The organism is Streptomyces sp. TLI_55, assembly GCF_900206255.1.
Lineage (GTDB): Bacteria > Actinomycetota > Actinomycetes > Streptomycetales > Streptomycetaceae > Streptomyces > Streptomyces aquilus.
In genome coordinates this window covers 7,127,814-7,150,905 of sequence record NZ_OAOJ01000001.1, presented here as the reverse complement: position 1 = coordinate 7,150,905, position 23,092 = coordinate 7,127,814, and the positions used below count along the sequence as shown (strand labels likewise).

Sequence of the window (23,092 nt, the reverse complement as noted above, 5' to 3'; positions counted from 1 at the left end):
CGTGAATCAGGGCTGAAGTCGGGAGTTGTGGCGGGCACTTGTGGCGTTCATGGGTGGACTAACCGCCGCGCACCGCCCGTCCCACCTCCGCCCGCAGCGCCACGAACTCCGGCAGCCCGCGCGTGCCGATCTGGTCCCGCTTGCCCGGCAGTTCGACCGGCAGGTCGAGGACGATGTGCGAGCCGGGGCCCGGGGACAGGACGACGACGCGGTCGCCGACGTAGACGCTCTCGTCGATGTCATGGGTGACGAACACGATGGTCGTGCCGTCGGTGCGACGGACCTCCAGGAGGAGGTCCTCCAGGTCCTCGCGGGTCTGGGCGTCCAGGGAGCCGAAGGGCTCGTCCATGAGCAGCAGGGAAGGGCGGCACACCAGGGCGCGGGCGATGGCGACGCGCTGCTGCATGCCGCCGGAGAGCTGCCAGGGGTGGCGGCGGGCGGTGCCGTCGAGGCCGACGCGCTCCAGGATGCGCTCGGCCTCGACGCGGCGCGCGGCACGGCCGAGGCCCTGGCGGCGCAGCGGGAGGGCGACGTTGTCGCGGACCGTGAGCCAGGGATAGAGGGAGCGGCCGTAGTCCTGGAAGACCACCGCGAGCCGGTCGGGTACGCCGGTGACGCGCGTGCCGTCGACGGTGACCTCGCCCTCGCGGGCGGGCAGCAGGCCGGCGACGGTGCGCAGCAGGGTGGACTTGCCGCAGCCGGAAGGGCCGACCACGCACAGGAGTTGGCCGTCGGGGACGGTGAGGGTGAGGTCGCACAGGACCGGGTGGTCGCCGTAGTACTGGCCGACTGCGTCGAGGCGGAGCATGCGGTGGTGTCACCTGGCCCGGGGTCGTGGGGTGGCTGCGTGCGCGTACAGGTCCGGATCCCGGTCCGGGTACGAGCAGGGGGTACGGGTACGGGTCATGCGGGTGCCCTCCCCCTGCCGACGAGGCGCCTCTCCACCGCCAGGAGGCCCGTGTTGAGCAGGTGACCGAGGGCGCCGAGCAGGACCAGGGCCGCCCATACGGTGAGCAGGTCGGAGCGGGTCTGGGCGTCGGTGAGGGTGAAGCCGATGCCGTTGGCGGTGCCGGGGAGCAGTTCCGAGAACACCATGAGGATGAGGGAGAGCGAGAGGCTCAGCCGCAGGCCCGCGAAGATGCGGGGCAGGGCGGACGGGAGGACAAGGAACCGGAGCCGTTCGACGGGGCCCAGGCGGAGCACGGCGGCGACGTCGAGGCGCAGGGGGTCGGTGTTGCGGGCGCCCTCCGCGGTGTTGATCAGCACCGGCCAGACGGCGCTGAAGACGATCGACGCGATCTGCATGGGCGTACCGAAGTCGAAGACCACGACGAACACGGGGACCAGGGCGGGTGGTGGGACGGCCTGCGCGAACTGCAGGACAGGGTTGCAGAGGGCGTACGCGCGCCGCGAGCGGCCGACCGCGACGCCGAGCGCGATCCCCGCGACGGCGGCGAGCACGAACCCGGCGGCCATCCGCCCGAGGCTGGGCAGGATGTCGGCGACGGCGGCCTCGGTGAGGAACAGGTGTCTGACGGGGCCGGAGAACCACAGGTCGTACATGTGGCGGGCGATGCGGCCGGGTGGCGGGAAATAGACACTGCCGTGCGCTCGGGCGGCAACTTCCCACACGGCCACGGCGAGAGCGAGGACGACCCAGCGGAGAAGGGCGTGCGCCTCGGGCACCTGCTGGGCCTCGGGCCCGCCCAGCCCCTCGTCCGGCCTCCGCCCCACCCCGCTGCCCTCGCCCCTGCCCCGACCCGTCTCCTCATCTCCACTCACGTCCCCACCCCACCCCCCCGCTCCCCCACCGTCCACGGGAACAACCGTCGCTCGCCCCACACCAGCACGCCGTTGATGACCAGCCCCAGCACCCCCGCCCACACCACACCCGCGAGGACGTCCCGGGTACCGTCCGTGGAGAGGCCTGACTGGGCGATGAAGATGCCCAGGCCCTCGCCGAAGCCGGAGAGGATCTCCGTGGCGACGGCCAGGATGAGGGCGACGGCCGCCGAGATGCGGATGCCGGCGGCGATGAACGGCGCGGTGCCGGGGAGTTCGACGCGGAGGAGCACCGCGAGCCGGCCGAAGCCGAAGGCGCGCAGGGTGTCCTTGGCGAGGGGATCGGTCTCGCCGAGGCCGTAGACGGTGTTGAAGAGGATCGGCCACACGGAGGCGTACGTGACGAGCGCGACCTTCGTCTCGGTGCCCGAGCCGAGCAGCAGCGAGACCAGCGGGATCAACGCCACGGACGGCAGTGGCCGCAGGAACTCCACGATCGCGCGGACGGCGGCGTCGACGACGGGCACGCTGCCCAGCAGCAGACCGAGCGGGACCGCGAGGGCGACGGCGAGGCCGAGGCCCAGCGCCCAGGCGTGCAAGGTGGCGCCGACGCCCTCCAGGAACGTCCGGTCGCCCGCCAACTCCACTGCCCTGCCCAGGACTTCGGACGCGGGCGGCAGATAGCTGCGGCGGACGATCCCGGCCCTGCTGACCGCCTCGCACGCCCCGAAGGCGAGCAGCACCCCGAGCGCCCCGAGCATCAGCTCCTGCCGCCGCCTCACCGCACTCCTCACTTCACCAGCAACGCCGCCAGGTCGATCGGCTTCTTCACCATCCCCTGCTTCTTCATCAGGTCGGTCAGCCGGGCGATCTGGGCGGCGTCCGCCGTCGGCGGGAAGACCGGCAGGTCGATCTGCTTCGCCTGCCGTGCGGTCACCTTGGTGTAGGTCGGCAGGATGTCGCGTACGGCCTCCGGGTCCTTCGCCGCGATCTCCACGGCGGCCTTGAGGGCGCGCTGGAACGCGGCGAGGGCGTCCGCGTGCTCACGCGCGTACCGCGCGGTCGTGAGATAGCCGCTGAGCGGGATGGACCGCACCGGCGCGGACGCCCCGTCCACCAGCACCCGTGCCCCCAACTCGTCCTGGATGGCGCTGTCGTAGGGCTCGACCGCGTGCACGGCGTCGACCTGACCCTTGTCGAGGGCGGCGCCCATCTGCGGGAAGGGGATCTGCCGGTAGACGGGCTTGCCGGCGCCCTGTTCCGCCACGATCTCGTTGAAGGTCAGCGACTGGACGTTGTTGAGGACGTTGACCGCGAGCGTGCGGCCCGTGAGGTCGGCGACGGACTTGATGTCCGAGTCCTTCGGCACCAGCACGTCCATCATGTGCGGCGCGGCCCGGATGGCCTCGGCGACGATGCGGATGTCGAGGGTGCCCTTGTCCTGGGCCTGGAAGTAGGTGACGTAGTTCGCGCTCGCGACCATGTCGATCTGCCCCTTGGACAGCGGCGGCAGCGCCTGGAGGCTCTGCTGGATCTGCTGGATGCGGACGTCCAGCCCCTCCTTCTCGAACAGGCCGCGGTCCTGGGCGATGTAGAGCATGGCGGAGTCGACCAGCGGCAGCGCGGCCACGGTGACCTTCGTCCGCCCGCCGTCCGCCGCCCCGGAGTCCTCGTCGTCGCCGCAGGACGTCAGCGTCAGAGTGAGGACCGCCGCCAGCGCCAGCGCCGTTCCCTTTCCCGCACTTCCCGAACACGATCGCCGTAACGCCATGCGCGCATCATGGCGCCGAATTTGGCATGATCACTACATACATGCCAGCCGAATTGACGTCCTTGCGCCTGCGCCACGCAAGTCCCTGCCGGCGCACGTCACTTGAGGTGCGTCACGGCCGTACCTGAATCAGCGCGTGCGTGCCCCCGGTCCGCCAGCGCTGCCCCTCCGCCGCCACCAGAGCGGCCTCCGTGGCGGGTGTGAGGCCGGTGATCACGTCGGACTTCAACGTGCGCAGGGCCGCCACCGGGCCGGGGAAGTGTGCGGTGACCTCGGCGAAGGGTGTGGTCGGCGGCCAGCGCCGGTCGCCCACCAGGCGGCGGTAGTTGAGGTCGCCCTTGAGGACGGTCAGGGTCACGTCGGCCAGTTCGGCGCGCAGGTCGTCGGGCATGGCCTCGTACGGCAGCGGGGCGCAGGAGAAGGGGTGGGCGCGGACGGTGAGGCGGCCGTCCGCCAGCGCAGCCCAGAGCTCGCGCCCGTACCCGGCGGCCGCGCCCCGGGCCCGGGTCAGCCGGCGCAGGGCGTCGACCACGTCGGCGGTCGTGGCGTCGGAGACGTAGTACGGATGGGGCTTGACGTGCAGGACCGCCCGCCGGACCCGGCCCTGGGTGAGGAGATGGGCGATGAGGAGCAGGTCGGGGACGAGTTCGCGGCCCGCGTTGTCGGCGACGAGGCACAGGGTGTCCGCGCCGTCGAGGAGCGACCGGAGGGCGGCGCTGTCGTCGGCGACCAGGGCGGGGACGGCGGCGCGGGCCTCGGCGTCCCCGTCGGACAACCGGAAGCCGAGGTCGGCGCGGTTGCCCCACAGGGAGCCGTGCAGCAGGGCTTCGGCCTGCTCCTCGACCGGCCGGTCCGCGAGGTCGTCGAGCGCGGCCAACTCCTCGTCGGTCTCCGGGGATTCGAGCTCGGCGAGCTTGAAGGGACGGAAGGGGTCGATGCCTTGCCAGGGGCCGGGGCCGAAGTAGCCCACGGCGTCGAGGAGCCGGCGGTAGAACCAGCTCTCGGACCACAGCCAGGGGATGTCGAACCAGGACTGCCCGGCGTACTCGCCCATCCCCCAGTCCACCCAGAGGTCACGGCCGGGGGCGTCGGCGGGGAGCGGCTCGATCACGCCCTTCGTGCAGTTCTCCAGGAGCGCGTCGAGGGCGCGGTGCTGGTCCGGTCCGTAGGGGAAGGCCTCCCGTACCTGCCCCACGATCGCGGGATGCCGCTCGGCGAGCACGCTGTACGGGAACGAGCCGGGTTCGTCGCTGAGAAGCACGGGCGGGACAGGGACCATGCCCGCCACCGTACCGCCCGGCTCAGGGGATTCTGATCTCCCGCTCCAGCTGGGTGGCGAGGCTCAGATAGCGGGCGCGGCGGGGCACCGGCACCATGCCGCGGATCAGGAGGTGCCACATCTCGGCCAGCCGGCGCGGATGCCGCGTGACGGGTTCCAGGGAGCGGCCGACGACCCGCGTGCCGACGAGGGAGCAGACCAGAGAGTGAGCTGCGGCTTCGACATCGATGTCCGGGTGGAGGTCGGCGTCCTTGACGGCGCCGAGGAGTTTGCGGGTGGTGATGTCCAGCCATTCTTCGAACGGGTGGGAGAGCGACGGGGGTACGTCGAGTCCGCCGGTGGCCAGCCGGAGTCCGGCCCTGGGGACGGGACCTTCGACGGACAGCCGGGCGATCCCGAAGGTGGTGCGGATCAGGGCTTCGAGATGGGAAAGGCCGCGGCTGTCCATGTCCGCCGCCAGCCGGCGCAGGGTTCTGGACTGAAGCTCCAGAATGGCGTGAGCGAGATCCTGTTTCGCCGCGAAGTGGAAGTAGAGGGCACCCTTGGTGACTTGGGCGTGCTCGACGATGTCGCTCAGGCTGGTCGACTCGTAACCCTGCCGGTCGAACAGATCCGCGGCGGCCGCGATGATAGCCGCTCGGGTCTGCTCGGCGCGTAACTGCCTAGCCATCGATGGGACGCTCCTGGGGGCGAGAGAACAGGACCCGAAAAGAACAGGCCATGCCGTTTGTTTCTTACTCCCCGTACACGATATCTCACCGTACGACGGCTATTCGAGGGCACCCCAATTCCCTTCAGTCTTCAGACCTCCCACAACTTGTTCACCGGTTGCGTGTAGGACGCAAAGGACCTTTGTAAAAACCGGTCGCTCAGTACAGAAAGCTCCATACAGAAAGAAGGCGGGCCGACCGGTGCCCCATCCGCACCGGTCGGCCCGCCCGTTCGGCGGGGGTGGCTCAGAAAGTCAGCTTCCAGCTGTTGAGCGTGCCCGTGTCCTGGGCCGCGGTGTCCTGGACGCGCAGTTTCCAGGTGCCGTTGGCCGTCTCGCTCGAAGCGTCCACGGTGTAGGTGGTGTTCACGTTGTCCGCGGAGTCCGAGGAGCTGGCGGACTTCAGGCTGTACACCGTGCCGTCCGGGGCGACGAGGCCGATCACCAGGTCACCGCGGTAGGTGTGGGTGATGTCGACGGCGACCTTGAGGGCCGAAGGGGCGTTGCCGGTACGGCCGCTGACGGTGATGGCGGACTCGATCGCCGAGCTGTTGTCCGGGATGGCGACGGCGGAGGTGCTGGAGTACGTCGTCCCCGTCGTCGTACCGCCACCGCTGACGGCGGCCACGGTCTTCGCGGCGTCCGCGAGGCCGGCACCGCAGCCGCCCGAGCAAGCGCCGGGCAGGGCACGGGCGTTGGCCTTGATGGCCGACTCGATCTGGGCCGGCGTCAGCGAGGAGTTGGCCGACTTCAGCAGGGCGGCGAGGCCCGCGATGTGCGGGGTGGCCATGCTGGTGCCCTGGTAGTAGGCGTAGTTCTCGGTCGACGCCGTCTTGGTGCCGGAGTTCAGCGTGGACAGGATGCCGTTGGCGGTACCGGTGCTGGTCTGGCCGCCGGGGGCCGAGATGTCCACCAGGGAGCCGTAGTTGGAGTACGAGGCCTTCGCGCCGGTGCGGTTGGTGGCGGCCACGGATATGACGTTGTTGCAGTTGCCCGGCGAGTGGTTCGCGACGTTGTCGTTGTCGTTGCCCGCGGCGACGGCGATCGTGGTGCCGCGGTTCACGGCGGCGGTGATGGCGCTCTGGGTCGCGCTGGTGCAGGCACCGTCGCCGCCCAGGCTCATGTTGATGACCTTGGCGACGTTCGCGTTGGCGGGCACGCCCGCGACGGTGCCGCCGGACGCCCAGGTGATGGCGTCGATGATGTCGGAGTCGTAGCCGCCGCACTTGCCGAGCACGCGCAGCGGGGAGATCTTCGCGCCGTAGGCGATGCCCGCGATGCCCTTGCTGTTGCCCGTGACCGCGGCGATGGTGCCGGCCACGTGCGTGCCGTGCCAGGAGGAGCTGGAGGCCGGGATGCCGGAGCCGCACTCGTCGGCCGCGTAGTAGTCGCCCGGGTCGGCCGGGTTGCTGTCGCGGCCGTCGCCGTCCACCGAGACCGCGGTGTCGGAGATGAAGTCGTAGCCGGCGACGATGTTCGCGGCGAGGTCGGAGTGGGCGACGTAGCCGGTGTCGATGACGGCGACGGTCACGCCGGAGCCGGTCGCGGTGGACCAGGCGCCGGGGACGTTCATGCCGGCCGTGGCCTCGAACAGGTCCCACTGCTTGGCGTACTCGGTGTCGTTCGGGTCGGCCTGCGGCTTGTTCAGGCGGTCCGGCACGACGTAGGCGACCTGCGGGTCGGCCTTGTACTCGGCCACGACGTCGGCGACGTCCGCGCGGGTGGCGTCGGTGCCCAGGTCGACCAGGGCGGCGCCGGTGCCGAGGCGGCGCCGGAAGTCGACGTCCTCGCCGGTCTGCTTGCCCTTGGCGGTGGCGTCGGCCTCGGCGGCCTTGTTCGACTTCGCCTCGGTGGCACCGGACTTGTAGCCGACGATGAGCCGCTCGGCGGTGACGCCGGGGGCGGCCTCGGTCTGGGCGGTGGGCACGGCGGCTGCCTTCGGGGCGGCGGCCTCCTGGGCCGTGGCCACCGTGGCGGTGGCCGCCGTGAACAGCGCGGCCGAGACCGCGGCGACGGAGATCATCCTCCGTCGGAGGGAGGGCGGGGTACGCAAGGTCTTTGCCTTTCGTGGCCGTGCTCCGGGCAGCGCGGAGCAACGGTGGGGAACGCTTCGTCGGTGAAGCGGCGGGGGGTGGGTCGAAAAGCGGCGTGGGACCGGCCGAGCGCCAGCGGACCAGGGAGGGGGTTACCTGTGGGTCAGCTGTGGCCTGAACGATAGGCAAAGGGCTGGTCATGTGAATACAGGGGAAACCCTCGATCCGGCCGGAAACCCACCCTCGCCGTCCGGAAGTCGGGGGTGAATGCACCCCGGACACACTCCGGATACGCCCCCACTGCACCCTTTCGCGGCCGATGTCCCGCGGTGAACGCGCCGGGCCCGGTTTCCGTACTGCACGGGAGCAAACCGTTCCCGCCTCGGCCGAGGAGACGTTCCGGATGTCCCGGATGACCGCATACCGCATGGCCCTTCTGACGGTCGTGGCACCGCTCGTGACCACCGTCTGGGCGGCCGCCCCGGCCCAGGCGCACGGCGCCCCGACCGATCCGGTGAGCCGGGTGTACGCCTGCTCCCCCGAGGGCGGCGACCGGGCACAGTCCACGGCCTGCCGGGCCGCCATTGCGGCGAACGGGGCGCCCTTCACCGCCTGGGACAACCTGCGCGTCGCCAACGTGAACGGCCGCGACCGGCAGACCGTGCCCGACGGCGAGCTGTGCAGCGGCGGCCTGCCCGCCTACAAGGGCCTCGACCTCGCCCGCGCGGACTGGCCCTCGACGCATCTGACGCCGGGCGCGACGCTGACGATGAAGTACGCCTCGACGATCCCGCACACCGGCAGCTTCAAGCTCTACCTCACCAAGCCCGGCTACGACCCGACGAAGCCGCTCGCCTGGTCCGACCTGCCCGACAAGCCGTTCGCCACGGTCAAGGACCCGGCGCTGACGGGTGGCGCGTACCGCATCCGCGCGACGCTGCCGCCGGACCGTACGGGCCGCCATGTGCTCTACACGATCTGGCAGAACACGAGCACGCCGGACACGTACTACTCGTGCTCGGACGTGGTGTTCCCGGCGGCGAAGGACAAGGCCGAGCAGAGCGCGAAGCCGACGCCTTCACCTTCGCCATCGGCTTCGGCTTCGAAATCGGCTTCGAGCGACGCCGCGAAGGCCCGTACGGCCAAGAGCCCGACGCCGAGCGCCGAGCCCCGAACGACGGCCTCGGGTGCCGGCACCGCGCCGGTGGCCGCCACGGAGACCGCCGACACAGGACCGTCCGCCCCCATGGTGGCGGGCGGCGCCGCCGCGGTGCTGGTGCTCACCGGGGGCGCCGCCCTGGCGCTGCGTCTGCGTCGACGCTGAACGCCGTTTCTACGAGGGTCAGTTGACGAAGACCGCCGCGCCGTCGGAGGTGGCGACCGGGGCGTACTTCGCGGTCCAGAAGCCACTGCCCGGGCAGAGCGAGGAGCCGGAGGTCCGGGTGAACTGCTGGTTGGTGAACTTGATGCTGTTGTCGGCGTTGTCGGCCGCGCCGGCGAGGCTGCCGTTCGTCGCCTGGTAGACACAGGTGACACTGCCCAGCAGGGTCCTGAGCACGACGGTGGTCTGGATGGGACCGGCGGCGCCCGGGGTCACGGCGACGGTGCCGTCGGAGGCCACGGTGGTGGTGTACGCCAGGTTGTTGACCGTGACGCTGGTGACGCCGAGGACGCCCACGTTGTTCGAGGTGCAGTTGCTGAAGGTGTGCCCGGTGAGGGTCTCGGAGGCGGTACCGGGAGCGGTCGGGTTGCTGTCGACCGTCGCGGTGAACTGCGAGGTGGTGCAGGTGATGCCGGTGGTACCGGTCGCGCTGGAGTAGAGCGTCGCGGTGGTGCCGCTCGCCAGGGGCGCGGTGACCGTGGCGTTGGCGGCGACGGCGTCGCCGCCCGTGGCGCCGGTGGTGAGGACGTTGTCGGCGGCCGACGCGGGGCTGACACCCGACAGGGCGAAGGCGGCGACGGCGGCGGTGAAGGTGAGCAGGGAACGCGTACGCATGCGGGAATGCCTCTTTCTGAGGTGAGGGGAGTGAGGGTTGAGGGGGGTGAGTGGGGGATGGACGAGGCGCGGCATCCGCCGGCGTCGGCCCGTGACGCCTTCTCCGTACGTCACGGACCGACGACGGCAGCCGACCGGTCACCGGCCGGGGAACGTGGGGTGGTCCCCGGCCGGGCCGGGCGGGAAGCGGCGACCCGGCACGGACCAGGGGGGAAGTGACCGTGCGGGTGCCAGGGGGAGGAGACGGGCACGGGGGGTGTGCCCGGAGACGGACAGGACGTCCGGGAGGCGCGGGCAGTGCCGCGCGATGGATCCGGCGCCACGGATCCGGGTCGAGCCAGGGCAAGTTGTAGACCTGATGCTCAGTCAACGTCAAGGAGCAGAAAGCTAGTTGACGGACAGTCAAATAGTGGCGCGGCGACTCGGCTCACCTCGCCGCACAGGCGGGGCACAACCAACACCCTTTTTTCACAACTCTCTTGACCCTTAAATGTAACCACCGGTAACTTCCTCGGCGGCTACTGCGGAGTACGCGAAAGCCCTTGCATCCGCCGGGAGGTGCGAGGGGGCGCGGGCCGCCTGCGCTGTCCGCGCCAGGACAACGTGCCATTTGATGCCAGACCGCACTGTCTATGCCCTGGGAGCACACATGGCCTCGTCTTCGGACGCCACTTCGGCCGCCGACAACACACCAGAGAACGCGGAAAGCGGTTCCGCGCCGGAGCCTGCCAGACGCGGTCGGGTCCGCGCGCGCCGGGCCGCCGTGATGGCCGTGCCGGCCACGCTGGTCGCCGCCACGCTGGCGGTGCTGACCGCGGAGGGCGCGCTGGGCGTGCAGTTCGCGATCTCCGGCATGGCGTTCACCGTCACCGCGAAGGAGCTGAACGGCACCGGCTTCGAGCAGTTCGGCGCCCTCGACAACATGGCGGAGGGCAGCCCGAACGCGGGGGACACCGGGGGCCAGGTGCTGGTGGTCACCTCCGCGATCAAGAACGCGACGCTGGACAGCCTCTGCCAGAGCGTCGACCTCGGCGGGACCAACCTGCTCATCAAGGCGGGCAGCGGGTCGCAGAAGGTGTCGGCGACCAACCTCACCACCGATTCGACAGAGCTGTCGGGTGACGCCGACTTCAACAACATCGAGATCGGCAACGACGCCAGCACGCTCACCAAGGCCGGGGTCAAGGGTCCGATCGGCGTCTTCAGCCAGCAGGCCGACACCGTGCACATCGCCAACCTGCGGCAGACCAACTACGCGACCACGGCCGCGGTGTTCAAGCTGCCGGGGCTCAAGCTCAGCTTCAGCGACTCGGGTTGCTGATGTCGGACACGGACACCCCGCGTCGGGGAGTGCGGTCGGCCTTCCACGCGTGGCGGGCCGACCGTCCGTTCTGGGGCGGGCTGCTGCTCGCCCTGGGCGGGGCGGAGATCCTGCTCACCGAGAAGGCGTCGCTGAAGGTCGTCCTGCACATCGGCATGCAGGGCCTGGCCGGCTATCTCCTGCCGGCGCTGATGCTGCTGCTGGGGCTGCTGATCCTGTTCAACCCCACCCAGCGGCTCTTCTACTCGATCACCGGGGTCCTGCTCGCCCTGGGCACCTGGCTGACCTCGAATCTGGGGGGCTTCTTCATCGGCCTCCTGCTGGGCGTGGTGGGCAGCTGCCTGGCCTTCGGCTGGCTCCCGGACCAGGAGCCGAGGGTGAGCCGCAGAAAGCGCCGCGAGGCCGCCCGAGCGGCGAAGACCTCGGCGACGCTGGGCCCGCTGGGGGTGGCCGGACCGGAGGCGGGGGAACCCGCTTGAGGCTCACGGGCCCGAAAAGTGCGCCCTGATGGCGTGCAGCCGGGCGGCTGCGACCGGTTGCACGTAGTCGGGGTTGGGAGCGGCGTGACTGCACGCGAGCGGAGCTGGGACCGGCCCGACTCACGCAGGCGAGTCTGGGACCAGCCTGACCACCGCAAGCGGAGCTGGGACCGGCTCGACTGCACGCAGGCGAGGCTGGAACCAGCCTGACTGCATGCATGCGGAGCTGGGACCGGCCTGACTGCATGCCAAGCGCGACGGGAACCCGCCTGACCCCGTGCGGAGGAGGGCGGAAACCGGCCTCACTCCGTACCGAAGAGGGTCGGAACCGGCCTGATCCCGCACGGAGTTCGGCAAGACCCTGCCCGATCGCCGGCGCAGCCCGGTGGACGGAGCGATGCCGTGAGCCGAGGAGCCGCGTGGGCGGGCGCCCCCGCTCGGCGCCGCCGCCCACCGCGTCACCCCCCACCGCGTCACCGCCCGTCGCCGCCCCGCCGCCCCTAACCGCGCCGCCCCCGTCACCCCCCACCGCGTCACCCATCCCCAACGACGTCACCCCGTCGCCACCCCACCGCATCACCGCCTCCAACCGCGCCGCCTCCGTCGCCACCCCACCGCATCACCCGCCCCCAACCACGTCACCCCGCCGCCACCCCACCGCATCACCCGCCCCCAACCACGTCACCCCGCCGCCACCCCACCGCATCACCCGCCCCCAACCGCGCCGCCCCCGTCGCCCCCGAAGCCCCCGTCCCCAACGGCGTCACCCCACCCCACCGCCCCATTCCGGCCAGACCCCCCGCGCGCCCTCGCGCACCCCGCTCCCCGCCCCCTAGCGTGATCGTGGCGGACCGCCGGCACGGGACCGTCCCGTGGGGCCGTGTCGCGCTGTCCGGGTGCCCCGAAGCGGGGGTGCCGGGAGGCCACGGGACAGGGGGAGTTCGATGGAGTTCAAGGACCCGGTCGTCATTGACCCGACCGGTCGTGACATCCACGGCGAAGGCGCGCGGATCAGGGAGCGCGGCCCCGTCGCCCCGGTCGAGCTGCCGCACGGCGTGCCCGCCTGGGCGGTCGGCGACCCCGCGCTGCTGCGGCGGCTGCTCGCCGACCCGAGGGTGTCGAAGGACGCGCGACAGCACTGGCCGCGCTGGGCCGAGGGCCGCGTCAGTCCGGACTGGCCGCTGTTCACCTGGGTCGCCGTGCAGAACATGTTCACGGCGTACGGCGCCGACCACAAACGCCTGCGCAACCTCGTCGCCAAGGCGTTCACCGCACGCCGTACCGCCGCCCTGCGCCCCCGCGTGGAGGCCATCACCGACGCGCTGCTCGACCGCGTCGCGAAGGCCGGAACGGGCGGCCAAGTCGTCGATCTGCGCGAGGAGTTCTGCTACCCGCTGCCCATCCAGGTCATCGGCGAGCTCCTCGGCCTCCCGGAGGAGCAGGGTCCGGAGCTACGGGCCGTCGTGGACGGCGTCTTCCACACCTCGGCCGACGCCGCCGAAGTGGCCGACACCTACGCCCGCTTCTACGCGGCCATGCGTCAACTCGTCGAAACGAAGCGGGCATTGCCCGGCGACGACCTCACCTCCGCGCTGATCGCCACCCATGACGACGACGGCGCCCACCTCAGTGAGCAGGAGCTGCTCGACACCTTGGTGCTCATGGTCAGCGCCGGTCACGAGACCACGGTGAACCTGCTCGACAACGCGGTCCACGCCCTGCTCACCCACCCCGGTCAGCTCGCCCTGGTCCGCCCCGGGCAGGCCTCCTGGGACGACGTGATCGAGGAGACGCTGCGCGTCGAGGCACCAGTGGCGAACCTGCCGCTGCGGTACGCCGTGACGGACCTGGACCTGGCCGAGCTGGGCGGCCCCGAGGGCGCCGTGATCCGGGCGGGCGAGGCGATCCTCGCCGCGTACGCCGCCGCCGGACGCGACCCGGGGCACCACGGCGAGGACGCGGACGTGTTCGACGTCACCCGCGCCGACAAGGACCACCTGGCCTTCGGGTACGGCGCCCATCACTGCCTGGGCGCCCCGCTCGGCCGCCTGGAAGCGCGCGTCGCGCTGCCCGCGCTGTTCGCCCGCTTCCCGGGGCTCGCGCTCGCCGTGGCGCCGGGGGAGCTGGAGCCCGTGGACTCGTTCATCTCCCACGGCCACCGGTCACTGCCGGTGCGCCTCGGCTGACGTACTCACTGCGACGGCGACTGCGCGGGGGCAGGCGTCTCCACGGGCGCGGTCACCGCCGTCGCCGTCGCGGTCTCGTCCTTCATCGCCTGCGCCTCGCTCTTGAGGATGCGCATGGACCTGCCGAGCGCCCGCGCGGTGTCGGGCAGCTTCTTCGAGCCGAACAGCACGATCACGACGATCGCCACTATCAGCAGGTGCCAGGGTTCCAGTCCGTTACGCAGCACGGCCGCGCCTTTCTCTCGCCCGAGTTCTCAACTCGCTCTTACGTCGGTCGCGCACACTTACGGCGGCCGCCGCCCGTCGGATGACGGTTGCTGTCGTGCGCAACTGTACAACCGGGGCTTAGGCGACAAATCCCAGCAATTTGCAAAAAGGGCGCGGATGACGATCACCAGTGCAGGGCGGCCGGCACCCCCGCGGCACCGGCAGGAGCGGCCCGGCGGGCGTCGCCGGGCGGGCCGCCGCCGGGGCCACCGGATACGCGTCGCGCTCGCCGTCTGCCTCTCGCTGCTGGTCCTCGCGACCGCCGGCGCGGGCTGGCTCTATCTGAAGCTGGACGGGAACATCAGCACCTTCGACTCGGGCGGCGTCTCCGACGACCGGCCCCGGGCCGGCTCCTCCAAGGGGGAGAACGTCCTGCTCATCGGCTCCGACGCGCGCACCGACGGCAACGCGGCGCTCGGCGGCGGCGACAAGGACGACATAGGGCGCTCCGACACCACGCTCCTGCTGCACGTCTACGCCGACCACCGGCACGCGCTCGCGGTCTCCATCCCCCGCGACACCCTGGTCACGATCCCGCCCTGCAAGCTGCCCGACGGCAGCTGGACGAAGACGCAGACCGACACGATGTTCAACGCGGCCTACTCGGTGGGCGAGACCGCCAAGGGCAACCCGGCCTGCACCCAGAACACCGTCGAGCACCTCACCGGTCTGCGCGTGGACCACACGGTCGTCGTCGACTTCAAGGGTTTCGCCCGGCTGACGGAGGTGGTGGGCGGGGTGCAGGTGTGCCTGCCGCAGGACGTCTACGAGAACGATCTCAACCCGCACCGGACGACCCCGGGCCGGCTGCTCTTCAAGAAGGGGGTGCAGACCGTCTCCGGGCAGAAGGCGCTGGACTACGTCCGCATCCGGCACGGCATCGGCGACGGCTCCGACATCGGCCGCATCAAGCGCCAACAGGCCTTTGTGGCAAGCCTGTTGAAGGAGGTGAAGAGCAAGGGGCTCACCCCGACCCACCTGTTGCCGCTCGCCGACGCCGCGACGAAGTCCCTCACCGTCGACCCCGGCCTTGGCTCCGCCGACAAGCTCATCTCCTTCGCGATGTCCCTGAAGGACGTCGACCTGCACAACACCAAGTTCGTCACCCTGCCTTGGCGGTACGACGGTTCGCGCGTCGCGATCGTCGAGCCGGACGCCGACGCCCTGTGGGCGGCCCTGAAGTCCGACCGCACGATCGACGGCAAGAACGCCACAGGGAAACAGAAGGGGAAGCAGAAGACGCCCTCAGCCTCCCCCACCCCCGTCTCCGGCTCCGGCATCTCCGTCGGCGTCTACAACGGCACCACGGTCACCGGCCTCGCCGCCCGCGCCGCCGCCACGCTCACCTCCGACGGCTTCACGGTCACCGGCACCTCGACCGCCAACAGCCAGGACCACCCCACCACCCTCGTCGAGTACGGCCCCGGCGAGGAGTCCCAGGCCCGCACGGTCGCCGCGGCCTTCCCGGGCGCCACGCTGGAGTCCGTCACGAGCGCCGGCATCAGCGTCGTACTCGGCCAGTCGTACGCCACCACACCCACCGCGTCCCCGGCGGCCGTGCCCAGCACGGTCGCGGACGGCGCCCGGTCGGCGGACGACAACCCGTGCTCCAACCTCACGTACGGCTGAAACCGCCCCCGAGCGTCACCGACCATCACGATGCGGCACCGAGAAGTCACTACAAGCGGCTGATCACTTGACTACCGGCCGTCACACACGGTTGGCTCCGGGCAAGTGAAAGTTCAACAGGTCGACGCACACCCGCGTTTCGGCCTCCCTTTCGCGTTCCACCTGCTCGGCCGCACAGTGAGGTGCCGCATCCTCATGATCACCACTCCCCCACCGCAGGCATCCTCCGGATCCGGCGCATCCGTGCGCCTCGCCGTCGCGGCCTCCGCCGCCCTCCTGCTGCTCGTCGGCTGTTCCGCCTCGGGTTCCGGTTCCGGGGCCGCCGACGCGCGGCTCGGATCGGGGGCGAAGGGCGCGATGAAGGTCGCCCTGGTCACCCACGGCGGTGAGGGGGACGCCTTCTGGGAGCGGGTGCGCAAGGGGGCGGAGGCGGCGGCCGCGAAGGACGGGGTCGAGCTGACGTACGAGAGCGACTCCGACCCGGCCCGGCAGGCGCAGTTGGTGCGGGACGCGATCGGGGAGCGGGTGGACGGGATCGCGGTGACGCTGGCCAAGCCGAACGCGATGAGGGCGCCGGTCGCCGAGGCCAGGGCGGCGGGCATCCCGGTGGTCGGGCTCAACTCCGGTATCGACGCGTGGAAGTCGCAGGGGCTGCTGGAGTACTTCGGCCAGGACGAGAGCGTCGCGGGCGCCGCCGTCGGGGACAAGCTCGACGCGTTGAAGGCCAAGCACGCGCTGTGCGTCATCCACGAACGGGGCAATGTCGCGCTGGAGGCGCGCTGCGCCGGGGTGAAGAAGACCTTCGGCGGCGAGACCGAGAACCTCTATGTGGAGGGCACCGACGCCAAGGCCGTGGACGCCGTCCTCACCGCCCGGCTGCGGCAGGACCCCGGTATCGACGAAGTCGTCACGATGGGCGCGCAGTTCGCGCTGGACGCGGTCGAGTCGGTGAAGGCGGCGGGCAGCAGAGCCCGGGTCGCCACCTTCGACCTCAACGAGGACCTGACCCAGGCGGTGCGGAACGGGTCGGTGCAGTTCGCGGTGGACCAACAGCCGTATCTCCAGGGCTATCTGGCGATCGACTCGCTGTGGCTGTACCGCACCAACGGCAACGTCAGCGGCGGCGGGGTCGCCCCCGTGCTGACCGGTCCCGCGTTCGTGACCCGGAGCAATGTCGCCGCCGTGGCGAGGTTCGCCGCCGCCGGAACCCGCTGAGCGAGCCCCCTCCCCGCCCGAACTCCCCACCTCCCGCTCCCTGCTGATCGCCCAAGGAAGACCATGTCTGACCGGACAGGCCCCCGGCGCCGGCGCCGTCTCGGCTCCATACGGATCTCCCTGATCCTGCTGGCGCTGGTGCCCAGCGTCACGCTCGCCGCCATGTGGGGCGTGACGACGATCCAGATGTTCTCCGAGGGCCTCAGGCTGCGCTCGCAGACGGAGCTGAGCCGCTCGACCGGCGCCATGGGCACCGAGGCCACGCTCGCGCTGCAACGCGAACGCGCCCAGTCCGCCGCCTGGTTGGCCAGGGTGCCGGGCTCCCGGGCCGCCCTGGACCGGCAGCGTGCCGAGACGGACCAGGCGGTCGCCAAGCTCGTCGGGCGCGCCGACGACATCCAGCGGGCACCGGACCGGGTCGCGGAGCGGCTGTACTCGGTGGTCGCCTCGCTGGGCAGTCTGGAGTACTACCGCGACCAGGTGGACGACCCCGCCGACATCTCCGCCGAGCAGGTCCTGGACCAGTACACGGCCATCGTCGACGGTCAGATCCACGCCTTCCAGGAGCTCTCCCAGGTCGACGACGGCGACCTCACCTCGCAGGCGGAGCCGCTCGTCGCCCTGGAGCACGCGGCGGAGCTGACCTCGCAGGAGGACGCCCAGCTCACCCTCGCCTGGCCGGACGGCTACCTCGACGAGAAGGGCTGGACGCAGTTCGTCCAGCTGGTCAACACCCGCCGCTGGCTGGTCCAGGACCAGATCGTGCCCGCGCTGACCGGCGACGCGAAGTCGGACACCGAGCGGATCCTGACGAGCAAGGAGTGGCAGACCCTGCTGTCCGTCGAGGACCAGGTGCTCGCCGCCCGCCCGTCCCGCGCCGACGGCCGGGTCGCGCTGCCGGACGCGCAGAAGCGCTGGACGGCCGCGCTGGACACGGTGTCCGACCACTACTCGGTCCTCGTCCGGCAGCAGACCTCGGAGCTGCTCACGCGCAGCGCCCACAAGGCCGACGACCTGCTGCTGACGGCCGCCTCGCTCAGCGCCGGCGGACTGGTCGCGCTGCTGCTGTGCATCGGCATGTCCTGGCGGATCACCCGCTCCCTGTCCCGCCGGCTGAGCGGCCTCCGGGTCGCCACCCTGAGCCTCGCCCAGGAGCGGCTGCCCGACGTGGTGGCCCGCCTCGACCGGGGCGAGAAGGTCGACGTGGACCGGGCCGCGCCCGAACTGGACTACGGCACCGACGAACTCGGCCAGGTGGCAAGGGCGTTCAACACCGCGCAGCGCACGGCCGTGGAGACCGCCGTCGAACTCGCCGACACCCGGCGGGGTTTCCAGAAGGTCATCCTCGGCATCGCCCGGCAGAGCCAGAACCTGGTCAACCTCCAGCTCAGCCGTCTCGACACCCTCGAACGCCGGCACCAGGACCCCGACGTCCTCGCGGACCTGTACGAACTCGACTCCACGGCGAGCCAGTTGCGACGGTACGAGGAGAACCTCGTCATCATCAGCGGCGGGCAGCCCCGGCGCAGCTGGACCGAGCCGGTGGCGCTCGTCGACATCCTGCGCAGCGCGGTCGGTGAGGTCGCCGAGTACCAGCGGGTGGAGGTGCACACCGACGAGGAGCTGTCCCTGGCGCCGCCCGCGGTGGCCGACGTGATCCATCTGCTGGCCGAACTCATCGAGAACGCGACGCTGTACTCCCCGGCGCCCAGCCCGGTCGGGGTGCGGGCGACGGTCGTCGCCAAGGGCCTGGCCGTCGAGATCGAGGACCGCGGGCTCGGCATGTCGGAGGAGGACTACGCCTCGTTCAACGCCCAGTTGGCCGAGGCCCCCAAGTTCGACGTGGTGGCCCTCGCCGACGACCTGAGGCTCGGCATGTTCGTGGTCGCCCAGCTCGCCGACCGGCACGGGATCGCGGTGACGCTGCGCTCGTCGCCGTACGGCGGGACGACGGCGATCGTGCTGATCCCGCACGAGGTGCTGGTGCGGGAGGAGGACGAGGGCGCCCCGACGGAGAAGCCCGGCCGTGAAGAACCGGCGACCTCCGAACCGCCCGCACCCACCGCACCCGAGACCGCCACCACCACGCCCGCCGCACCCGCCACCGCCACGCCCTCCGCACCCGGCGCCTCCACCCCCACGCCGGCCGCGCCCGACGCCTCCGCCGCCCCCGCTCCCCTCCCCCGGCGCGTCCCCCAGACCAGTCTGGCCGTGGAGCTGCGCGGGGAGGCGCCGGTCGTCGCCGACGACGACCCCGACGGCTTCACCGCGGAGCACGCCGCCTCCTCGCTCGCCGGGTTCCAGCGCGGCACGCTCCAGGCCCGGGACGCGGCCGAACCCGCCGCCATCCCCACCACTCCCCACACCGACCGCTCATGAAGGACAACGCCATGACACGCCCCACCCCCGCCACGCACACCGCGCTGGACCAGTTGCTCACCGGCCTCGTGGACCGGGTCGCGGACGTCACGCAGGCCGTGGTGCTCTCCGACGACGGGCTGGTGGTGAGCAAGTCCACCGGGTTCCTGCGCGACGACGCCGAGCGGCTGGCGGCGACGGCGTCGGGGCTGATGAGCCTCAGCAAGGGCGTCAGCATGGACTTCCGGGGCGGGCCGGTGCGGCAGGCGCTGATCGAGATGGCCAACAGCTTCCTGATCCTGACCTCGGCCGGTCCCGGCGCCCATCTCGTCGTGCTCACCGGGCCGAACGCCGACGTCGGCGTGGTGGCGTACCAGATGAACATGCTGGTGAAGAAGATCGGCGAGCATCTCAGCGCGGCACCGCGGACCGGTCTCGGTCCCACCGGCGCGTGAGGTGAGCGAAAGCGACGCGGTGGCGGGCCGGCTGGTCCGGCCGTTCGCCCTGACCGGCGGACGGACCCGGCCCAGCCGCGCCTGCTTCACCCTCATCGCCACCGTGACCGCGGTGGACCCGCCGCCGGAGCGGGCGCCCCGGCCGCAGCCCGAGCAGGCGCGCATCCTGCGCCGGTGCGCCCGGCCGGTCGCGGTGGCGGAGCTGGCGGCGCTGCTCGACCTGCCGGTGAGCGTGGTGGTGATCATGCTCTGCGACCTGCTGGAGGCGGGCCTGATCACCGTGCATCCGCCGCACCCCGTCACCGACCGCACCCTGGACCTGGACCTCCTGCAGAAAGTGAGGGACGGCCTTGGCCGGCTCTGAGGCATCCGCCGCCGAGATCCCCGCGGCGCCGGACACCGTCAAGATCCTGATCGCCGGGGGCTTCGGCGTCGGCAAGACGACGATGGTCGGGTCGGTGAGCGAGATCGTGCCGCTGCGCACGGAGGAGCCGCTGACCATGGCCGGGCTCGGCATCGACGACCTCGCCGGCATCGAGCGGAAGAAGGCCACCACGGTGGCCCTGGACTTCGGCCGGATCACCATCAACGACCGGCTGGTGCTGTATCTGTTCGGCACACCCGGGCAGCAGCGGTTCTGGTTCATGTGGAACGACCTGGCGGTGGGCGCGCTCGGCGCGGTGGTCCTGATCGACGTGCGGCGGCCGGAGGCGAGCTTCGCCGCCGTCGACTTCTTCGAGCGGCGCGGCATCCCGTTCGTCGTCGGCGTCAACGGCTTCGACGGTCAACACCCTTATCCGCCCGAGGAGATCAGGGAGTCGCTCGCGCTCCCGGAGGGGGTGCCGGTGGTGCTGTGCGACGCGCGGGAGCGGGAGTCGTCGCGGGACGTGCTGATCACCCTGCTCGATCTGCTGATCGCGTCGGCGGTCGGCAAGGCGGCGGGTTCCTAGGGCCTGTCTGGCGTCGCGGCGCAGGCGGGAATTGTCAGACAGGCCCTAGGTCATCGGCGGGAATCCGCCAACCGTGCCGGAGTGATTGACGGGCAACTCCCGTCCCTCTACTTTCCATTCGCCTCGTCGAACCTCGTTCGACATATCGACCCTCTGGAGAGTCGCATGCCCGCAGAGCCGCCCGCCGCTCCCCTCCCCTCCGCTCCCGGCCTCTCCCGCCGCCGTCTCCTCGGCATGGCCGCCGCCGCTCCGCTCGCCGCGACCGGTGCGCTGGCGCTCGGCGCCGGGACCGCGCACGCCGCCGACTCGGCGTACGCCATGGCGTACTTCACCGAGTCGACCAACCTCGGGGACGGCACCGACTACGGCCTCCACCTCGCCGTCAGCAAGGACGGGCTGCTCTGGACGCCGCTGAACCAGAACAACCCGGTGGTCACCCCGACCGAGGGCGCGGGGGGCCTGCGCGACCCCTTCATCCTGCGCAAGCAGGACGGCACGTTCGTGGTGCTCGCCACCGACCTCAAGGGCACCGACTGGAACTACAACAGCCAGTACATCCACGTCTGGAACTCGGCCGACCTGCGCACCTTCACCGGCTACCACCGGCTGAAGCTGCACGACATGGTCACCCACAGCTGGGCCCCGGAGGGCTTCTGGGACGCGGGCCGCGGCCAGTACGCGATCATCTACTCGTCGGTCAACTCCAGCGGCCACAACGTGATCATGGTCAACTACACGACCGACTTCGTCACGGCCTCGGCGCCCCAGGTCTTCTTCGACCCCGGCTACGACGCGATCGACGGCGACATGACGGTGGGCGTGAACGGCGTCAACTACCTCTACTTCAAGAACAACAGGAGCGGGACGCTGCTGGGCGCGCGGTCCACGTCCCTCGCCCCGGGCAGCTTCACGACCTTCACCTCGCCGGTCTCGCACGGCGGCACCGAGGCGCCGAACGTCGTCAAGTCCCTGACGTCCGGCACGTATTGGCTCTGGGGCGACACCTACACGCCCAACGGTGTCTTCTACGCCTGGCAGTCCACGGATCTGGCGGCGGGCACCTGGACCGCGCTCGACCAGCGGACGTACACCCAGCCGGTCAACTCCAAGCACTGCGGCATCACGACGATCACCGGCGCCCAGTACGACAACCTCGTCGCCAAGTGGGGCGCGCCCGCCTGGAACCGGCTGAAGTCCTACAACTACCCGGCCCGTTACGTCCGGCACGCCGACTACGTCGGCCGTATCGACGAGTACCCGATCGAGCCGTACAAGGACTCGCTGTGGAAGCTGGTGCCGGGCCTCGCCGACCCGGCCGGGGTGTCGTTCCAGTCGGTCAACTACCCGACCCGCTACCTGCGGCACTACGACTACGCGCTGCGGCTGGACGCCAACGACGGCACGTCGACGTTCGCCGCCGACGCCACGTTCTACCGGACGGCCGGCCTCGCGAACTCCTCGTGGGCGTCGTTCCGGTCGTACAACAACCCGACCCGGTACATCCGGCACTACGACTACGCGCTGCGGATCGACCCGATCTCCACCGGCACCGAGCAACAGGACGCGACGTTCCAGGTCGGCTACTGAGCAGCACCCGGCCGCCGACGCGGGGTCCGCGTCGGCGGCCGGGTCCGGGGTGCCGGCGTCAGGACGCCAGGCCGGCCGTCTTCAGCCAGGCCTTCGCGACGTCCAGCGGGTCCTTGTTGTCCAGCTGGACCTGGGAGTCCAGGTCGAGGAGCGTCTTGGTGTCCAGCTTCTTCGAGACCGCGTTGAGCGCGTCCACGCCCTCCTGGGAGAGGCCGCTCTTGTAGACCAGCGGGGTCACGTTGGCGAAGCCGAAGAGGTTCTCCGGGTCCTGGAGGACCACGAACTTGTTCTTCGTGATGTTCGGGTCCGTGGTGAAGATGTCCGCGGCCTGCACGGTGTTCTTCGAGAGCGCCGCCACGGTCAGCGGGCCGCCCGCGTCGAGCGCCTTGAAGGACTTGAACTTCAGCCCGTACACCGACTCCAGGCCCTTGAGGCCCTGCGCCCGGGTCTGGAACTCCGGCGAGCCGCCGATCACCAGCTCGGGAGCGACCGACTTGAGGTCCGCGAGGGTGGACTCGCCGGTGAGGCTGTACTTCTTGGCGGTCTCCTCGTTGATGCTGACGGAGTCCTTGTCCTCGGCGGACGACGACTCCAGCAGCGTCAGCTTGCTGTCGAGCTTGGTCTTGACGGTCGCGTTGACCTCGTCGGCCGACTTCTGCTCCGCCTTGGCATCGAGGTACGACAGCAGCGAGCCGTTGTACTCGGGCAGGACGGTGATGGAGCCGTTCTTCAGCAGCCCGTAAGTGACCTCACGGGAACCGACGTTGGGCTTGTAGGTGACCTTGATGCCCTTGGCCTTCAGGGCCTCGCCGTAGATGTCGGCGAGCAGGATGCTCTCGGCGAAGTTGTTGGAGCCGACGACGACCGTGTCGCCGCTCGCCGCCTTGCCGGTGTCCTCGGCCAGGGGGTCGGAACCGTCGTCGGATCCGCATCCCGCGAGCAGGGCCGCCGAGGCGGCCAGCGCGACGGCCATCGCGCCGGGATGCTTCCGAAGGGACCTGCTGCGTGGGGCGTTGGAATTCACGATTCCCGTTCCGAGCTTTGTGGGCTGATGAGAGACAAGATCTGGTGCGGG

The 23,092-nt window shown here is 71.0% G+C and carries 21 protein-coding genes; 11 read left to right on the top strand and 10 right to left on the bottom strand.

What is annotated here, in order from left to right:
- Positions 1 to 58 precede the first annotated feature (58 nt).
- The 7 genes from CRP56_RS32835 to CRP56_RS32805 form a co-directional block, all read right to left on the bottom strand.
- A complete protein-coding gene (locus CRP56_RS32835; RefSeq protein ID WP_097270176.1) occupies positions 59 to 808 on the bottom strand; it encodes an ABC transporter ATP-binding protein in 750 nt (249 codons plus the stop codon).
- A gap of 95 nt (positions 809 to 903) precedes the next feature.
- On the bottom strand, positions 904 to 1,710 hold the full coding sequence (locus CRP56_RS32830; RefSeq protein WP_097274672.1) for an ABC transporter permease: 807 nt from the start codon (positions 1,708 to 1,710) through the stop codon (positions 904 to 906).
- Between the two features lie 68 nt (positions 1,711 to 1,778).
- Positions 1,779 to 2,564, bottom strand: coding sequence for an ABC transporter permease (locus CRP56_RS32825; protein ID WP_257041341.1), 786 nt, complete (start codon positions 2,562 to 2,564; stop codon positions 1,779 to 1,781).
- Between the two features lie 8 nt (positions 2,565 to 2,572).
- Positions 2,573 to 3,553 carry an ABC transporter substrate-binding protein gene (locus CRP56_RS32820; RefSeq protein WP_097270174.1) on the bottom strand — a complete coding sequence of 327 codons (981 nt, stop codon included), beginning with the start codon at positions 3,551 to 3,553 and terminating at the stop codon, positions 2,573 to 2,575.
- 112 nt (positions 3,554 to 3,665) lie between these two features.
- A complete protein-coding gene (locus CRP56_RS32815; RefSeq protein WP_097270171.1) occupies positions 3,666 to 4,832 on the bottom strand; it encodes a damage-control phosphatase ARMT1 family protein in 1,167 nt (388 codons plus the stop codon).
- Between the two features lie 22 nt (positions 4,833 to 4,854).
- Positions 4,855 to 5,502: a ScbR family autoregulator-binding transcription factor gene (locus CRP56_RS32810; protein ID WP_097270169.1), complete on the bottom strand. Its 648-nt coding sequence runs from the start codon at positions 5,500 to 5,502 to the stop codon at positions 4,855 to 4,857.
- A 286-nt stretch (positions 5,503 to 5,788) separates the two neighbouring features.
- A complete protein-coding gene (locus tag CRP56_RS32805; RefSeq protein ID WP_373559703.1) occupies positions 5,789 to 7,564 on the bottom strand; it encodes a S8 family peptidase in 1,776 nt (591 codons plus the stop codon).
- Positions 7,565 to 7,977: 413 nt separating this feature from the next.
- Here CRP56_RS32805 and CRP56_RS32800 point away from each other — a divergent pair, with 413 nt between their 5' ends.
- Positions 7,978 to 8,898 carry a lytic polysaccharide monooxygenase gene (locus CRP56_RS32800; RefSeq protein ID WP_097270165.1) on the top strand — a complete coding sequence of 307 codons (921 nt, stop codon included), beginning with the start codon at positions 7,978 to 7,980 and terminating at the stop codon, positions 8,896 to 8,898.
- Positions 8,899 to 8,916: 18 nt separating this feature from the next.
- On the opposite strand, the gene CRP56_RS32795 is transcribed toward CRP56_RS32800, so the two are convergent.
- On the bottom strand, positions 8,917 to 9,570 hold the full coding sequence (locus tag CRP56_RS32795; protein WP_097270163.1) for a Tat pathway signal sequence domain protein: 654 nt from the start codon (positions 9,568 to 9,570) through the stop codon (positions 8,917 to 8,919).
- Positions 9,571 to 10,219: 649 nt separating this feature from the next.
- Here CRP56_RS32795 and CRP56_RS32790 point away from each other — a divergent pair.
- The 3 genes from CRP56_RS32790 (at position 10,220) to CRP56_RS32780 (ending at position 13,556) form a co-directional block, all read left to right on the top strand.
- Complete coding sequence (locus tag CRP56_RS32790) at positions 10,220 to 10,891, top strand: DUF6230 family protein (protein ID WP_097270160.1); 672 nt, start codon at positions 10,220 to 10,222, stop codon at positions 10,889 to 10,891.
- Positions 10,891 to 11,370 carry a DUF6114 domain-containing protein gene (locus CRP56_RS32785; protein WP_179851180.1) on the top strand — a complete coding sequence of 160 codons (480 nt, stop codon included), beginning with the start codon at positions 10,891 to 10,893 and terminating at the stop codon, positions 11,368 to 11,370. The genes CRP56_RS32790 and CRP56_RS32785 overlap by 1 nt, the downstream gene beginning before the upstream one ends.
- 944 nt (positions 11,371 to 12,314) lie before the next feature.
- Entirely contained in the window at positions 12,315 to 13,556 is a 1,242-nt protein-coding gene (locus tag CRP56_RS32780) for a cytochrome P450 family protein (RefSeq protein WP_097270155.1), read from the top strand.
- A 5-nt stretch (positions 13,557 to 13,561) separates the two neighbouring features.
- Here the strand turns inward: CRP56_RS32780 and tatA are convergent, their stop codons facing one another.
- The gene (gene tatA / locus CRP56_RS32775) at positions 13,562 to 13,783 is read right to left on the bottom strand and encodes a Sec-independent protein translocase subunit TatA (RefSeq protein ID WP_097270153.1); all 222 of its coding nucleotides are present in this window, start codon (positions 13,781 to 13,783) and stop codon (positions 13,562 to 13,564) included.
- 157 nt (positions 13,784 to 13,940) lie between these two features.
- Here tatA and CRP56_RS32770 point away from each other — a divergent pair, with 157 nt between their 5' ends.
- The 7 genes from CRP56_RS32770 (at position 13,941) to CRP56_RS32740 (ending at position 22,017) form a co-directional block, all read left to right on the top strand.
- Complete coding sequence (locus tag CRP56_RS32770; RefSeq protein ID WP_097270151.1) at positions 13,941 to 15,452, top strand: LCP family protein; 1,512 nt, start codon at positions 13,941 to 13,943, stop codon at positions 15,450 to 15,452.
- Positions 15,453 to 15,647: 195 nt separating this feature from the next.
- Complete coding sequence (locus CRP56_RS32765) at positions 15,648 to 16,667, top strand: substrate-binding domain-containing protein (RefSeq protein WP_097270149.1); 1,020 nt, start codon at positions 15,648 to 15,650, stop codon at positions 16,665 to 16,667.
- 63 nt (positions 16,668 to 16,730) lie between these two features.
- On the top strand, positions 16,731 to 19,046 hold the full coding sequence (locus CRP56_RS32760; RefSeq protein WP_097270147.1) for a sensor histidine kinase: 2,316 nt from the start codon (positions 16,731 to 16,733) through the stop codon (positions 19,044 to 19,046).
- An 11-nt stretch (positions 19,047 to 19,057) separates the two neighbouring features.
- Positions 19,058 to 19,480 carry a roadblock/LC7 domain-containing protein gene (locus tag CRP56_RS32755; protein ID WP_059195721.1) on the top strand — a complete coding sequence of 141 codons (423 nt, stop codon included), beginning with the start codon at positions 19,058 to 19,060 and terminating at the stop codon, positions 19,478 to 19,480.
- A 1-nt stretch (position 19,481) separates the two neighbouring features.
- Positions 19,482 to 19,844 carry a DUF742 domain-containing protein gene (locus CRP56_RS32750; protein WP_059195574.1) on the top strand — a complete coding sequence of 121 codons (363 nt, stop codon included), beginning with the start codon at positions 19,482 to 19,484 and terminating at the stop codon, positions 19,842 to 19,844.
- A complete protein-coding gene (locus CRP56_RS32745; RefSeq protein WP_097270145.1) occupies positions 19,831 to 20,430 on the top strand; it encodes a GTP-binding protein in 600 nt (199 codons plus the stop codon). Before CRP56_RS32750 ends, CRP56_RS32745 begins: the two co-directional genes overlap by 14 nt.
- 165 nt (positions 20,431 to 20,595) lie before the next feature.
- A complete protein-coding gene (locus CRP56_RS32740; protein WP_097270143.1) occupies positions 20,596 to 22,017 on the top strand; it encodes a glycoside hydrolase family 43 protein in 1,422 nt (473 codons plus the stop codon).
- A 58-nt stretch (positions 22,018 to 22,075) separates the two neighbouring features.
- Here the strand turns inward: CRP56_RS32740 and CRP56_RS32735 are convergent, their stop codons facing one another.
- Positions 22,076 to 22,990, bottom strand: coding sequence for an ABC transporter substrate-binding protein (locus CRP56_RS32735; protein WP_097270141.1), 915 nt, complete (start codon positions 22,988 to 22,990; stop codon positions 22,076 to 22,078).
- Positions 22,991 to 23,092: the final 102 nt, after the last annotated feature.